At 45.0% G+C, this 14,590-nt stretch carries 13 protein-coding genes; 4 read left to right on the top strand and 9 right to left on the bottom strand.

The window, feature by feature from the left end; translation table 11 throughout:
- Positions 1-6: 6 nt before the first annotated feature.
- The 5 genes from isdE to isdC all read right to left on the bottom strand — a co-directional run bounded on the left by isdE (position 7) and on the right by isdC (position 7,176).
- Positions 7-966, bottom strand: coding sequence for a heme ABC transporter substrate-binding protein IsdE (gene isdE / locus EGM68_RS21560; RefSeq protein WP_129549975.1), 960 nt, complete (start codon positions 964-966; stop codon positions 7-9).
- Positions 967-1,123: 157 nt separating this feature from the next.
- A complete protein-coding gene (locus tag EGM68_RS21565; RefSeq protein WP_129549976.1) occupies positions 1,124-5,491 on the bottom strand; it encodes an NEAT domain-containing protein in 4,368 nt (1,455 codons plus the stop codon).
- Positions 5,492-5,590: 99 nt separating this feature from the next.
- Positions 5,591-6,088: an NEAT domain-containing protein gene (locus EGM68_RS21570; RefSeq protein WP_013373062.1), complete on the bottom strand. Its 498-nt coding sequence runs from the start codon at positions 6,086-6,088 to the stop codon at positions 5,591-5,593.
- A 32-nt stretch (positions 6,089-6,120) separates the two neighbouring features.
- Positions 6,121-6,588 carry an NEAT domain-containing protein gene (locus tag EGM68_RS21575; protein WP_013373063.1) on the bottom strand — a complete coding sequence of 156 codons (468 nt, stop codon included), beginning with the start codon at positions 6,586-6,588 and terminating at the stop codon, positions 6,121-6,123.
- Between the two features lie 72 nt (positions 6,589-6,660).
- Positions 6,661-7,176, bottom strand: a complete 516-nt coding sequence (gene isdC / locus EGM68_RS21580; RefSeq protein ID WP_013373064.1) for a heme uptake protein IsdC — start codon at positions 7,174-7,176, stop codon at positions 6,661-6,663.
- Between the two features lie 398 nt (positions 7,177-7,574).
- Between isdC and EGM68_RS21585 the strand changes: the two genes are divergently transcribed.
- Genes EGM68_RS21585 through isdG form a run of 4 tightly spaced genes read left to right on the top strand, consistent with a single transcriptional unit; the run spans position 7,575 to position 10,703 of the window.
- Positions 7,575-8,555 (top strand): ABC transporter substrate-binding protein, encoded by a 981-nt coding sequence (locus tag EGM68_RS21585; protein WP_129549977.1) that lies wholly within the window; start codon positions 7,575-7,577, stop codon positions 8,553-8,555.
- 9 nt (positions 8,556-8,564) lie between these two features.
- The gene (locus tag EGM68_RS21590) at positions 8,565-9,563 is read left to right on the top strand and encodes a FecCD family ABC transporter permease (protein ID WP_206099037.1); all 999 of its coding nucleotides are present in this window, start codon (positions 8,565-8,567) and stop codon (positions 9,561-9,563) included.
- Complete coding sequence (locus EGM68_RS21595; protein ID WP_129549979.1) at positions 9,560-10,351, top strand: ABC transporter ATP-binding protein; 792 nt, start codon at positions 9,560-9,562, stop codon at positions 10,349-10,351. Before EGM68_RS21590 ends, EGM68_RS21595 begins: the two co-directional genes overlap by 4 nt.
- A 1-nt stretch (position 10,352) precedes the next feature.
- Positions 10,353-10,703 (top strand): heme oxygenase, encoded by a 351-nt coding sequence (gene isdG / locus EGM68_RS21600; protein ID WP_025674837.1) that lies wholly within the window; start codon positions 10,353-10,355, stop codon positions 10,701-10,703.
- 116 nt (positions 10,704-10,819) lie between these two features.
- Here the strand turns inward: isdG and EGM68_RS21605 are convergent, their stop codons facing one another.
- From EGM68_RS21605 to EGM68_RS21615, 4 genes are all read right to left on the bottom strand, one after another.
- Positions 10,820-11,830 (bottom strand): MBL fold metallo-hydrolase, encoded by a 1,011-nt coding sequence (locus EGM68_RS21605; protein WP_129549980.1) that lies wholly within the window; start codon positions 11,828-11,830, stop codon positions 10,820-10,822.
- A gap of 209 nt (positions 11,831-12,039) precedes the next feature.
- Positions 12,040-12,150 (bottom strand): cytochrome bd oxidase small subunit CydS family protein, encoded by a 111-nt coding sequence (gene cydS, locus EGM68_RS26580; RefSeq protein ID WP_014278118.1) that lies wholly within the window; start codon positions 12,148-12,150, stop codon positions 12,040-12,042.
- Positions 12,151-12,156: 6 nt separating this feature from the next.
- On the bottom strand, positions 12,157-13,188 hold the full coding sequence (locus EGM68_RS21610) for a cytochrome d ubiquinol oxidase subunit II (protein WP_058831087.1): 1,032 nt from the start codon (positions 13,186-13,188) through the stop codon (positions 12,157-12,159).
- Positions 13,185-14,531 carry a cytochrome ubiquinol oxidase subunit I gene (locus EGM68_RS21615; protein ID WP_013373071.1) on the bottom strand — a complete coding sequence of 449 codons (1,347 nt, stop codon included), beginning with the start codon at positions 14,529-14,531 and terminating at the stop codon, positions 13,185-13,187. The genes EGM68_RS21610 and EGM68_RS21615 overlap by 4 nt, the downstream gene beginning before the upstream one ends.
- Positions 14,532-14,590 lie beyond the last annotated feature (59 nt).

A 14,590-nucleotide genomic window follows, 5' to 3' on the forward strand; every position in this document is an offset into this window, starting at 1 on the left:
CTTCCTTTAATTCGAAGGATACAGCATTTTCATCAGCTCATCCAGCGCAGAGCTTGCCGCTAAATTCCCTGTGGTGCCAAACAACGGTTCAGGCAGGTCATAAACATGCCCTTTTTTCACAGCGTTGAAATGCTTCCAGATATCGTTAGTTTTGAACTCTTCATCGAACATTTTTACGACCTCATCCGGCATCCCGTGTGCAGCACGCAAAATGATATCGGGGTTGGATTGCTGCAAGGCTTCGGTATTATGGGCTATGAACTCCACTTTCTCGCCTTGAACTACATTTGTTCCGCCTGCAATTTTAACCAGATCTCCAATATAGGAATGTTCGGTAGCCACCAGATAGCTTCCCGGAACACCCAGTAGAATTAGTACTTTAGGAGACTTCTTGCCTTTGATGTTTTGCTGAATCTCAGCAACTTTGGCATCCAAGGCCCCATTAATCTCTTTCGCCTTTTCAGCTTTATCAAATCGGTCTCCCAGCTTTTGAATTTCCTTTTGCATATTCGCAAGGCTTTCAAAATTCAAAAATTCAGCATTGATGTTCAGATCCTTAAACTTGGGCTCCAAATCATATTTGAGTGTGGTCACCGACAGTACATCTGTAGGTTTCAAGGACATTACTTTTTCCATATCAGGACTCATCGGATTTCCCACATCAGGGACATCCTTGTAACGATCAGGCAATACTTTGGTGCTTGTCGGCTTGCCAGCCAAATCCAAGCCCAGCGCATCCGTAATTTCAGAAATGGCTACTGTAGTCGCCACAATACGTGGAGTTGCTGTTTTATCATTAGACGACTTTCCGGTTGCATCTGATGCTGCCGTTGAAGTCGAACCATCGCTAGGGTTCTGTCCAGCCTGTGTTCCCCCGGAGCATCCGGCCAGCAATAAGATCATAATGCCGATTAACATATAGAAAACAAACGATTTCTTTTGAGTCAAAGCTGCATACTGTTTCATGAAAATCCAATCACCTCAATTCAAAATATAGAGCAACAGCGTGGGTCCCAATTTTTCGGGTATGTAAATGCTGACAAGTCTTGATGCCGAGGCACCAAGACTTGCTCGCATACAAGCTTTGCTGTTATTCAGGCTTTATTGATGGCATAACCTGAGGTTATTTCACCTTTAGGCTTGCTTCATCAAATTGGAACTGAACCGTATACCAGTGATCATATGGTACTCCGCCAAGGACCAAACCAGGCACAATGACGTGTGTGTAAGCACTGATTTTCTGGGACAAGTCCCCTACCTCAAATTGGACGATACGTGTATCACCGGATGTCGAGATCACTTCCACATCTTTTAGGGTACCGTTTTGCTCCACTTGTAGAGTTGGCATCCAAGAGCTGTTTTTCAAAGAGACTTGGATATAACGCTTGTCTCCCTTTTCAATCAATGTGGCTGGTTTATCGAGATAACCATCCATAACGGACGCTTCATTCGTTTTGTCTTTAAATACGTTGTAATTGATTGTGTATTGCTTCTCGGAAGCCGTTTGAACTGGTTGCTCAACTGCTGGTTTTGCTTCAGCTACCGGTGTGGTCGTTTCTGCTGCTTTGTCCGTAGAAGCTGCTGTCGGTTCAGTAGGGGTTGCAGTTGTAGCTGCATTAACTCCCTCACCTTTGAGTGACGCACGGTCAAATTGAATCTGTCCGCCGAATTTCTCATTAAAAATGTACTTCTCAGGCAGATATACCTGTGTGTACACACTCAGCTTTTTATCCAGATCAGGTACTTCGAAGGCAATTGTGTGTGTATCCCCTTTTGTGTCGGAAGCCACAATCGTTGGATTAGCATAACGGCCCTCAAAGTCCGTTTGGAATAATTTCAAAGCCTGATTGTCCGTTACGGTTACATGGGCCTGGACCTTACCATTTTTCACAATCAACTTCGCCAGACTCTGTACAAATGGAGCCACCAAAGAATCCTTGTCCGTTCCGTTTGCAAGCACACGGAAGTTCGCAGTGTACTCTCCATCGGCTAAGTTATTTTTCCCCTGTTCTACTTTGTCTGCTTTGGTTTCGTTGTGATAAGATACATTACTGGTATCGAATTTAAATTCAAAATCATATACCTTTTCTACTCGATCCTCCGCCTTGAAAACCATCGGCGCGCTACTTGCCACTTTAGGAGCTTCGTAGACAACCAGTTGACCTTTTACGTTGTTCTTAAAGTCACTCACACTGAAACGAACGTCCTTCGTATTACTTGCTGCATCTTCCCGGGTCACTTCTGCATCCTGATAACCTCCACTTGCGTTATCCCAAATGCGCAGCGCCTTAACTTCATTACTGTTTTGCAGCTTCAGACCTACAAACCGTTTGTCGCCTTCCACGACCAATTGCGCTGGTTCATTAGTGATGAAGCGTTGAGCCGGAGAATCAGATCCTGTGACACCATTTGGCAGCACAATGCTGAATTTCAATGCATATTTACCATTGGCAAGCTTGTCGAAATCCAATTTAACGATAGGATCAGCTGCCCCTGAAGAAGTAGGCTCCACAAAGCTGCGAATGGTGGCAGGCTCGAATTGGAACTGCACATCATATACGTGGTCGTAAGGGATGCCACCCAAATCCAATCCAGGTACGATGACATGCGTGTTCACTGTAACTTTATCTGAAAGATTAGGCACTTCAAATTGTACTGTTCTTGTGTCTGCAGAGGTGGACTGTTCAACCACCTGAGCTTCAGAACCATTTACTTTAAACGTTTTAATCCAGCTGCTCTTGTCCATTTTAATTTGAATGATATTTTTACCAGACTGTTTTAACAGTGTAGCTGGCTTTTGCATATACCCATCCATCACAGATATTTCATTGCTTCCGTTTTTGAGTACGGAGAAATCAATGCTGTATCTGCCATTTTCAACTGGGGTTGTGGTTCCGTTATCCGGTCCCTTAGCTGTAATGCTGCTGCGGTCAAATTGAAGACGAAGCTTATGATTCATCTCATAAACCCCACCTGGATAGGTGGTGCTCACATGGACCTGTGCATTCAGAATAGCGTCCAAATCGGCTACTTTGAATTTCACAACACGTGTATTAGCATTCTTGTCCTCACTTACGATATCTGCATCTGCCAACGTTCCGTTTTGTTCTGTTTTAAACTCTGTCACGGTGGTGCTGTCTTTGATGGTAAAGGAGGCTTCATACTTGCCTTTTGATACCGTCAGCGTGGCCGGAGATAATAAATATTGCGCCATGGCCGATTTTTGATCTTTGGTTGCGTGCAGCGCATCGAAATTGATCGAATACGTTCCATCAGCTAAATTCTTTCCGGGCGTGCCTGGTGTGCCTGGCGTCCCAGGATCAACCGGGGTTGGAGCATTCGTAATGCTGTTTTTATCAAATTGAAGACGAAGCTTATGATCCATCTCATAAACCCCACCTGGATAGGTGGTGCTCACATGCACTTGTGCATTCAAAATTGCATCCAAATCGGCTACTTTGAATTTCACAACACGCGTATTGGCTGTCTTATCCTCACTTACAATATCTGCATCCGTAAGTGTCCCGTTTTGCTCTGTTTTGAATTCTGTTACAGTAGTGCTGTCTTTAATGGTGAAAGAAACTTCTTTTTGTCCCTTCAATACCGTCAAAGTCGCTGGAGACAACAGATATTGTGCCATGGTTGATGGCTGATCTTTGGTTGCGTGCAGGGTGTTAAAGTTAATAGAATACGTTCCATCCGCCAAGCTAGGTGATGTGGGCACAGATGCCAATTGAAGATCTACATTATAAGTATGCACGTAGCCCAGCTCAGGCCAGTTGATGCTTACCCATGCGCTTAACTTAGCAGGTATTTCTTTAACCTCGAATTCAATAACTCGTGTATTTGCAGTTTTGTCTTCACTTACTGTAGCAACATTAGTTAATACTCCGTTTTGCTCTACCTTAAAGCCGTCAATTTGCGTACTGTTTTTCAAGGTAAAACGGACATACTTCTTGCCATTACGTTCAATCAAGGTGCCTGGTTTCTCTGTATACCCATCCATCATAGACTTTTCATTCGTTCCATCCTTCAAAAGAGTGAAGTCCAGATTGGATTTTGTTTCCGGAGAGGTTCCATTTTCTGTGATACTATTTTTATCGAACTGAAGACGAAGTTTATGATCCATCTCATAAACCCCACCTGGATAAGTCGTACTCACATGTACCTGTGCATTCAAAATCGCGTCCAAATCGGCTACTTTGAATTTCACAACACGCGTATTGACTGTCTTGTCCTCACTTACAATATCTGCATCCGTAAGTGTCCCGTTTTGCTCTGTTTTGAATTCTGTTACAGTAGTGCTGTCTTTAATGGTGAAAGAAACTTCTTTTTGTCCTTTCGCTACTGTCAAAGTCGCTGGAGACAACAGATATTGCGCCATGGCTGATGGCTGATCTTTAGTTGCGTGCAGGGTATTAAAGTTAATAGCGTACGTTCCATCCGCCAAAGTTGTTGGTACAGGTACAGAAGACAGCTGAAGATCTACATTATAAGTATGCACGTAGCTAAGCTCAGGCCAGTTGATGCTCACCCATGCGTTCAGCTTGGCTGGCAGTTCTTTTACTTCAAACTCGATAACTCGTGTATTCGCATTTTGATCTTCACTTACAATAGAGGTATCGGTTAACACTCCATTTTGCTCTACTTTGAAGCCATCAATTTGCTTGCTATTCTTTAATGTAAACCGGGCATATTGTTTACCTCCACGCTCTATTAGTGAGCCTGGTTTCTCTGTATACCCATCCATCATAGACTTTTCATCTGTTCCATCTTTCAAGAGGGTAAAGTCCAAATCAGCTAATTTTTCTCCTGTGCTAGGAGGCGTTACCGGCGGTGTCACTGGTGGAACGGTTGGATTCTCCGTTGAGTTTTTAAGTCTCAAACTGGAAGGATCAAACTCAATCCATTCCTTCACTGAACGGTCTGGATCGGTATCTACATACCATGGAGAACTACTGTTAAATCCAAACTCTGTATTTACATTTTGATGAAAATCATAAACATCGAAGCTAACAGTTCCCGAAGCTTTTCCGGAATCTACTTCTATTTTGGCGGGAACCGTTTCCCCGTTTTGTTCTACTAAAAATTTCGAAAGTCCTTGAGCCTCCGCAAATTTAAATGAAAAATGGTATTTTCCATCTTTAATGATCAAGTCTCCAGGATAGGTATAGTTTGTTTTAAAACTCGAGTCCTTGGTGCTTCCGCTGACTGTCTTTCGTAAAGGCTTATAATCAATCAGGTATTCTCCATCTGCATAAGTCGCTTCAGTAGTAGTTATAGCATTGGTAGGCTCAACATATGGACCGGGCAGTTCTACCGGATACTCATAAGTAGCATACGTAGCACTAGTCACTGTAGTGCTTGAGTCAGGCAAATTCGACGAAGTGGATTCATCCTCGGGTGTTGCTCCTGCGTATGGTGAAAATAAAGAAAACAACATTAGAATAGCAGCGAATGTCGTAATATATTTGTTAAATCGGCTTTTCAAGGTGATGTATCCCCCTACTTAAAATATACTCATTTGGAGCTCTGGAACTGAGCTCCAAATGAGTATTCAATTCAAAATCATATTTTCAAAATGAAACCCTTAGATATCGCTGTCGTCGAATTGGAACTGAACAACATAGTCGTGATCGTAAGGAATACCGCCAGTGTATTCTTTAGGTACGCTTACATGCAGTTTGACATTCAATTTTTGAGACGAGCTAGTTACCGGGAATTCAACTATTCTTGTATCGCCGGATGTGCTGACCACAGTCGCATTCACATACTGACCGTTTTGTTGAGTTTTAAATTCAGTAACCCAAGCACTTTTGGTAATAGCTACACGCACTTTGTATTGACCATTCGTAACAATCAGTGTAGCTGGTTTTTTCACATAACCATTGGTATCCATGTAAGATGGCTGAGTGGTTCCATCCTTAAAAACGGTATAAGGCAATTGATACGTTCCATTAGGCAAAGCCGCGTTCGCTTGATTAGCTGAGAATGGGGCTAGTACCACAAAAACAAGCGCAGCCATCAATACAGTGAGCATTACTTTTTTCAGAGACAACTTCTCCATACGATTCATAATCATGTTCATGTTTTCAATCTCCTTTTACGTTTTATTTTGGATTAGATTTCGTCGAATTGCAGTTGTACATCGTACTTGCCTGTGTAGTTAACTACTGGGATTGTGATTTCAGCGTAAGCATTTACTTTTGCATTCAGGTCAGCTACTTCGAATTCCACTACACGAGTGTTGTTCGCGGTATTTGTGCTGACTACAGTCGCATCTTGCAGTACGCCATTTTGCTCTACTTTGAACGCTGTAATCAGATTGCTGCTTTTCACAGTCAGACGAACGACATTTTTGCCATTGGCTACCGTAACCTGAGCAGGCTTTGTCAGATAGCTGTCTAATCGAGAAGTTTCATTGGTTTGATCCTTCAGAACGGTATAATCTACGTTATAAGTGCCGTCGGCTGCTGCTGCTTTAGCAGAGAGTGGAGCCATCAGTGCAAAAACAAGTGCTGTCATGATCAATGCTACGAATACCTTCTTGAAAGAAAATTGCTCAAAGCGATTCATTACCATATTCATATCTACACACACTCCTTCATTTTTTATGCTTGAATTTATGTTGATTTTATGAACGATAAAGATAGCCTGAATTTACTTTTTGGAAGATTTGGCTGATTTCGCTGACTGGACGGCTGCAACTTTTTTGATGCTTTTGGAATCAAAAGCGAAGCGGATCGTATAGTCATGATCGTAATTGTATGCAGGCACAGTAACATGAATTTTAGAGATCAACGGGCTGTTGATACTCGCAATTGGAAATTGCACGGTGCGAGTGTCGGTTTTGGCATCCTTTTGGATGACTTTGGTATCGATGATTTTGCCTTTATAATCCACTTTAAACCCGGTTGTCCATTCGCTATGATTCAGCTTAATTTGCATGGTCATTTGACCTTTCTTTACATACAACTTAGCTGGTTTTTCAAAATAATCATTAGCCATGGACACTGAATCATTTTCTGCCTTGAGAATATTGTATTTGAGCGTGTATGTACCATCCGCCAATTTTGGAGAAGCCGCAGCGGCTCCTACAGATGACGAAGTTGGCCAAAAGCTCAGCACACTCACCAGCAGAAACACAGCAATAATTGCAGAATACCCCTTCTTCATTTTGACAGCAGTCCCTCCCCACGAGAATAAACTAATTGATTATCATTCTCAATTAATAATTTAAAAAAAATAGCTCTTTTCGAGCTTGTCTCCCCACCTCTCTATTCCATAATTTCGCAAAATCAAGTAAACCCATCACCAATATATCTTACACTTTTCGAAAATGTCAATATGTATTTGTGTGTACGTAATCCCTTGATATATGCTATTTTTTAATAAAAATTTGTAGTTCCTTCTTCTATAATTCGAATGACTCTCTTTTATTTTTAGTTCAAAATTTATTTAAAAATTTGCTTTTTTCAATTGACAATCCTCAGTGATATTCATTATCATTCTCTTATACATAAATGAAAATGATTATCATTATTGTTCAACTTGAAAATTGCAGGAGGAATAACATGAAATCTTATGTGTTGTGGTCATCCGCAGCGCTTTTATTGGCAGTTACCGGATGTAGTAATGGTACCTCGACCGCAGATCACAAACCAGTCAGTGCTGCCGTATCTACCACTTCAAGCACGACAAACGGCGCGACGATTCAAGTTACTGATTTCTCAAAACGGACGTTGGCGTTTCAAAAGGTCCCTCAACATATCGTTGCGCTCAGTAATGGCGATCTAGATATTATTTACGCATTGGGCGGGACAGCCGTGGGCAGGCCCAACTCCAATGGACCTTCCGTCGTACCTGCTGCTGAAAACGTTCAGCAAATAGGTTCCACTCATGAAGTAGATCTGGAGAAAATTACGATGCTCAAACCGGATGTCGTACTAGGCAATTATCCTATGAATGAAAAAGACATCCCAGCCATTGAAGGAGTCGGTTCACAGCTGCTGCTAACTGGGGCTAATTCAGTTCAGGATATCCAGTTACAAATTACGCTGTTCGGACAATTACTGCAAAAGCAGGACGGGGCCGTAAAGCTGAACCAACAAATTGACCAACAAGTAGCCAAGCTGCAAAAAGAAACAGCCTCTACCTCCAAACCGAAGGTGTTGCTGGTTTACGGAGCCCCGGCCACGTACATGGCAGCGCTGCCGAATTCTCTAGGCGGAAACATTTTGGAAGTTGCAGGTGGCTCCAATATCGCTGCTGATTTTCCGGGCCTGCAAAATTTCCCGCAATATGCGCAGTTGAACACAGAACGCATCGTGCAGGCTGACCCTGACTACATTTTCATCATGACCCATGGTAATACGGAAGAGGTTAAAGCCGCATTTATAAAAGAAATGCAGGAAAATGCAGCTTGGAACGGAATCCGGGCAGTCCAAAACAATCAGGTCGAGGTTCTACCTTCAGATTTGTTCGGGACAAATCCAGGGACACGGATTACTAAAGCGCTGGATTTGATGCACCAAAAGCTGTATCCGGCGAAATAGGCGATGGCGATGAACAAACTACAACGCGCCAGAAGACGCACCATCGCCTGGATTATCCTTCCGATCTTATTGCTAGCCGTCTCTGTGTACGGTCTGGCCTACGGTTCGGTGTCGATTCCACTTCAAGAAATCAATCAGGTTTTGCTACATAATGATGAATCCACATATCGCACGATCCTAATGGATCTCCGACTCCCCAGAGTATTGGTAGGTTTATTGGTAGGCGCTTGTCTCGCAGCTTCTGGAGCACTTCTTCAAGGCGTCATGAAAAATCCATTGGCTGACCCAGGCATTATTGGTGTATCGGCTGGAGGTGGACTTGCAGCCGTTATTACGATGGTGATGCTTCCACAGCTTAGTTACCTTCTTCCGGTAACCTCCTTTTTGGGAGCCTTTCTGAGTGCGATCGTCATTTACCTGCTGGCTTGGGACCGAGGGGCTTCCCCTGTCAAAATTGTGCTGGCTGGCGTTGCGATCAACGCGTTGTTGGGCGCGCTCACCAACGGCGTGATGGTCATGTACAGCGACCGCGTACAGGCAGTACTTCCTTGGCTATCTGGCGGGTTAAATGGACGCAGCTGGCATCATCTGGAGTTCATGGCTCCTTACGCTATCATTGGCTTAATTGCCTCTTTGTTTGCGATGAAGCCTGCGAATTTGCTGCTGCTGGGCGACGATTCAGCACAGCTGCTAGGCCAGCGGGTAGAGCTTCAACGGATGCTCATTATCTTGCTCTCTGCCCTGCTCGCCGGCACGGCGGTCAGTGTAGCCGGGCTGATCGGGTTCGTAGGACTGGTCGTTCCCCATGTTATAAGGCTACTCATCGGGGAAGATTATCGTTTCCTCCTCCCCCTTTCCATTGTGGGCGGTGGGACACTGGTTGTCCTAGCGGATACAGTCGCACGCTCTTGGTTTGACCCGATTGAGTTGCCTGTCGGTATTTTGCTGGCCGTCATTGGGGCACCGTTCTTCTTAATCCTGCTCAAGAAACGGGGGAATTTCGGATGACAGCCATTCAGGGTGAGCATCTCTCCTTACAACGCGGATATTTCCAGCTGGACGATGTGAACATTACCTTGCCCGCCGGCCAGCTCACCGCCATTGTCGGTCCCAACGGCTCAGGCAAGTCTACGCTTTTGCGGATTTTGACCCGGCTGCTCAAGCAGGATCAGGGCAAGGTTTCTGTACTGGGCAAGCCCGTGGAGGAATACAAGCGGCGTGATTTGGCTCAGACGATTACAATGCTGCCGCAAATGAAGGATATGCTGCCGTTATTAACGGTTCGTGAGCTGGTCGCTTATGGAAGATCTCCTCATGCCAAGGGCTTGAGGACACGACCTACCAGACAAGATCAGCAAATTATCGACCACGTCATGGAAATCACGGACATTCAGCCCTATGCAGATCGGATGTTCCATACTCTATCGGGAGGTGAACAACAAAAAGCGCGAATTGCAATGGCCTTGGCCCAACAAACGGGTATTCTTTTGCTCGATGAACCGACCACTTTTCTGGATATCGCCCACCAATTTGAAGTTATGGATATGCTGCGGCGTATTAATCACGAGTCCGGCTTGACGATTGTTATGGTACTGCATGATTTGCAGCAAGCTGCGGCCTATTGTCATCATATGATTGCGCTTAAAAGGGGACGAATCGCCGTTGCTGGCGAACCCCGTCAGATTTTGACGTCTGCTTTTCTTCGCGACATTTATGAAATGAACGCTACCATCAAATTTGAGGATGGCTATCCGGTTATTATACCGACCATACCACATCATTCAGGAGGAATTTAATATGGTTATCGTTACAAACACATCTAAAATCACACCAGGCAATGCCCATTTGCTCATCGAAAGATTTAACAAAGAAGGACAGGTTGAAAAGATGGAAGGCTTCCTCGGTCTGGAAGTGCTGCTGACGGAAAACACGAAGGATTATGAGGAAGTAACGATTAGCACACGCTGGAAGGAAAAAGAGAACTTCCAAGGCTGGACGAAAAGTGAAGCGTTCCGTGAATCCCACAACCACCGTCAAATTCCAGACTATATTATTGAAAATAAAATCACGTTCTATGAGGTTAAAATCGTTCGTCACCCCATTGCGAACAATGACTCCTCTTTGGCGAGTGAGATCGAAGCCGTTTAATTTTGGACGGTAGCATAGAACTCAAAAAAGCGGCTCGGCAAGCAATATTAATTGTCCGCCCAGCCGCTTATTGGATTTTTGCAAAATCCCCTTATATACGTATTTTATTGAATCCCTCAGATTCTGGTTGAGCAACGGCGCCCAATTTTCAGCGTCTCTCCGTGCCCCAGTACATGGATGCGTTCCTTTGCAATCCCCAAGCGCTCTCGCTCCACTTCGAGACGATCCAGCGCCTCTCTCGGCGTATCGTCCGCCAGCTTAAAGGCTCCATAATGCATCGGGATCATCTGATCTGCGCCGCAATCCACAAAGCCCTGCAACGCCTCTTCTGGTGTCACATGCTGTGAGGTCATGAACCATTCCGGTTCATACGCGCCAATCGGCATAAAGGTCAGATCAATGGCAAAGCGCTCGCCAATCTCTTTAAATCCACGGAAATATCCGGTATCTCCCACAAAATACAACGTAGGTGCCTCCGCTGAATCGGATTCTGCATGAGCATCTGAGTCTGTAACAGACGTGGCAGAGCCAATCACCTGCTGCTCACTTTGCAGAACGTATCCACCCCAATGCGAAGTATTGGTATCAAACGGCGTACGCCGTGTCCAGTGCTGTGCCGGAACAAATGTAATCCGCACCCCGCCTACCGTAAAATGCTCCCACCATTGCAGCTCATGGCAGTTGCGAAAGCCTTTGCGGATCATTTTCGACTTTAACCCCGAGGGTACGAGCATCAATGTGTCTGCACGATATAACTTCCGCAACGATGCCAAATGTAAATGATCATAATGCGAATGTGATAGCAGAATGATATCCAGTGGTGGCACATCCTGAATGCGAATGCCGGGTGGAGCCAACCTTTTATCAAAAGCCATACGCTCTGCCCACACCGGATCAGTGACAATATTCAGCCCAAGGTACTGAATAAAAAAGGTGGAATGGCCCACCCATGTCGCCGTCGCCATTTCCCGATTATGATGCAGAAACTCCAGCTCCGGGGGATGGTTTGGCACGACGAACGTATAATCCTTTATTTTGCTGCGTCGCTCCTGTCGCCATTGTCTGAATTGCTTGATGGTTTTATCGGTATTTACATGATCCATATTGTTAAAACGCACTTTAGGCATGATGCAGCCCCCTCCCTGACAGACCCGTTCTCCAAAAACACAACGGTTCAATTTAACTATATATTGTCACTCAAATGTGAACATGAAATGATGCAACATCCTGATATATGTAAAGTATAATTCAATCACATCTGTAAAGGAAATTCTGCGATAATACAGCAAAAACAGACCTCCCGGGTCTATCAGAAGGCCTGCTCCACATGTTATTGTCAGTCCTGTGGGTTCTTAAAGCGTGCCGAATAAATGAACAAAAACACAATCGCCACCACGATAATGATCGGCGACTCATACATGATCGTAAAATGCTCGAAAGCAACCACTCTAACTCACCCTTTCTTTCCCGCTTGTCCTCGTACATACTTTGCATCGAACAGGAACAATCTCAATATCAGGATCAGCGAAGGAATCAGCACTAGCAGACCCGCAACAAACGCCGTAATCAATGCATATGCCATCGTAGAGTTCGTAAAGCTGTCATACACATTAATGTAGGGATACAAAACATACGGAAGATGTGACCGGCCATAGCCATACCAGGCAAATGCAAATTGCAGCATCACCAGGATAAAGGAAATACCCAAATGGCGCCGCTGCCAGACCAGATAAACTGCCCCCACAAAGCATATGAAGGATGCGACAAACATCCAGGCCATACTGAGCATATTGGCAAAATGGTCCGGATTTTGTTTGTTAATTTGAAAAAATGCGAACAAACTCGCCAAAATCGTAGGAGCACTCCAGAGCAACGCGTACCCTCGTACAATTTCGAAAGCGACCTTGTCCCCTGCCCTTTTGGCATAAAAGCACAAAAACATCGCCGATATATACAATACACTCACCAGCGCCAGAATAATAACCGCCCACGTGTAAGGGTTGCTTAATAGCTGACCCCATTGGAGATGAACACCTGTGCTGTTTTCCAAAATAATGCCGCCTTCCGAAATAGCGAGGACCGTCGACAGTGCCGCGGGAATCAGTAATCCAGTCGCACCATACAACGCCATGTAGACGATATTATTTTTACCCGAATGCCCATACGTATTGTAAGCATAATATACTCCCCGGATCGCGAGCAGCACGATTGCAATACTACCGGGAACGAGTAACGCCGTCCCATAGTAATAAGCTGCATCCGGGAAAAAACCGTTCAATCCCACCACAAAAAAGATGAGAAATACGTTCGTAACCTCCCATACTGGAGACAGATACCGTTGAATGATATTGTGGATTTTGTTCTGGTGGCCTGTCAGCACACTGTAAAAGCTGAAAAAGCCTGCACCAAAATCAATGGATGCCACAAGCAAATATCCAAACAGGAAGGTCCACAAAATGGCGATGCCTACAATTTCATAGCTCACTTGCCTTCAGCCCCTTCCAGGCCCAGCTGTCTTATCTCTTCCACGGCATCCTTATTACGGAATAGTTTGCTGAGTACCTTGATGGCCGAGAAGCACAACACCAGATACAAAATAACAAACAACACTAGCATCCACCCAACACTTGTAGAAGTAGTTGCTGCTTCGGACACCTTCATATATCCGCGTAAAATCCACGGCTGTCTGCCGACCTCCGCAAACATCCAGCCCAGCTCAATAGCTACCATCGCCATCGGTCCGACCAGAATGAGCGCTAACAGCAGCCATCTGGGGTAGGGTTTGCGACCTGGCAAACGCTTGCGGATCAGATATAGCAGTGGGATGACGAGAATCAGCACTCCTGTGGTGATCTTGAGGTCAAACATATAATGAATAGACAGCGGCGGACGCTCCTCCACCGGATAGTCATTTAACCCCTTAACCTCCGTACTAGGCAAATTCCCGGCCAACACACTAAGTGCATAAGGCACTTTCAGAGCGTATTTGATTTCACCGTTTTCATCCATAAAGCCACCATATACAAAGGGGGCGTGCGTCATCGTATCAAAATGCCATTCGGCGGCAGCCAGCTTCTCCGGCTGATATTTGGCCAGAAATTTACCTGATGCGTCTCCAATCATCACTGTACTGATGGCAAACACAATGGTACAGGTGGCGGTCAGCTTCAGCGCCTTTTTAAAATAAGGGTGATTACGCCCTCGCAGCATGCTGTAAGCAGCCAGCCCCATCAGCACCCCTGCGCTCAATGTATACGAGGAAGCCAGTACATGAGACACTTTGGTCGGCGTGGCCGGGTTTAGCATAGCCTCGATGGGATGAATATTGGTCATGACTCCATTTTTGAGTGTAAAGCCTTGAGGTTGGTTCATGAACGAGTTCACAGTCGTAATAAAAACCGCTGATGCAGACGAGGCAATCGCTACCGGGATGAGCAGCATTAAGTGAAAATATTTACTTTTAAACCGATCCCAAGTATACAAGTAGATGCCTAGGAATATTGCTTCGATAAAAAAAGCAAACGTCTCTAAAAACAGGGGCAGTGCAATCGCTTGTCCAGCCACCCGCATAAAGGTAGGCCAAAGCAAGCTGAGCTGCAGACCAATGGAGGTGCCTGTAACGACACCCACGGCAACAGTGATGACAAACCCTCTCGCCCATCTCCGGGCCAGTAGTGTATAATGCGGATCACCGGTTCGCAGCCCACGCCATTCTGCAAGTGCAATCATTAAAGGTACACCAACGCCGATGGATGCAAATACGATATGAACAAACAGGGTAATCCCGGTCAGCATCCGGCTTAGCAATACAGGGTCCAGTGAAGACAAATGGGTTTCACTCCTTCATTTCACATTTTTAATAGGGAAAACTTCGAAATCACTCTTGA

This window comes from Paenibacillus sp. M-152 (assembly GCF_003856555.1).
Lineage (GTDB): Bacteria > Bacillota > Bacilli > Paenibacillales > Paenibacillaceae > Paenibacillus > Paenibacillus polymyxa_C.

What these genes read in the sequence shown, in the direction of transcription:
- EGM68_RS21585 (WP_129549977.1), top strand. Translation starts at nt 7,575, where the DNA reads ATGAAATCTTATGTGTTGTGGTCATCCGCAGCGCTTTTATTGGCAGTT.
- EGM68_RS21595 (WP_129549979.1), top strand. Translation starts at nt 9,560, where the DNA reads ATGACAGCCATTCAGGGTGAGCATCTCTCCTTACAACGCGGATATTTC.
- isdE (WP_129549975.1), bottom strand. Translation starts at nt 966, where the DNA reads ATGAAACAGTATGCAGCTTTGACTCAAAAGAAATCGTTTGTTTTCTAT.
- isdG (WP_025674837.1), top strand. Translation starts at nt 10,353, where the DNA reads ATGGTTATCGTTACAAACACATCTAAAATCACACCAGGCAATGCCCAT.
- EGM68_RS21570 (WP_013373062.1), bottom strand. Translation starts at nt 6,088, where the DNA reads ATGAACATGATTATGAATCGTATGGAGAAGTTGTCTCTGAAAAAAGTA.
- isdC (WP_013373064.1), bottom strand. Translation starts at nt 7,176, where the DNA reads ATGAAGAAGGGGTATTCTGCAATTATTGCTGTGTTTCTGCTGGTGAGT.
- EGM68_RS21575 (WP_013373063.1), bottom strand. Translation starts at nt 6,588, where the DNA reads ATGAATATGGTAATGAATCGCTTTGAGCAATTTTCTTTCAAGAAGGTA.
- EGM68_RS21590 (WP_206099037.1), top strand. Translation starts at nt 8,565, where the DNA reads ATGAACAAACTACAACGCGCCAGAAGACGCACCATCGCCTGGATTATC.
- EGM68_RS21605 (WP_129549980.1), bottom strand. Translation starts at nt 11,830, where the DNA reads ATGCCTAAAGTGCGTTTTAACAATATGGATCATGTAAATACCGATAAA.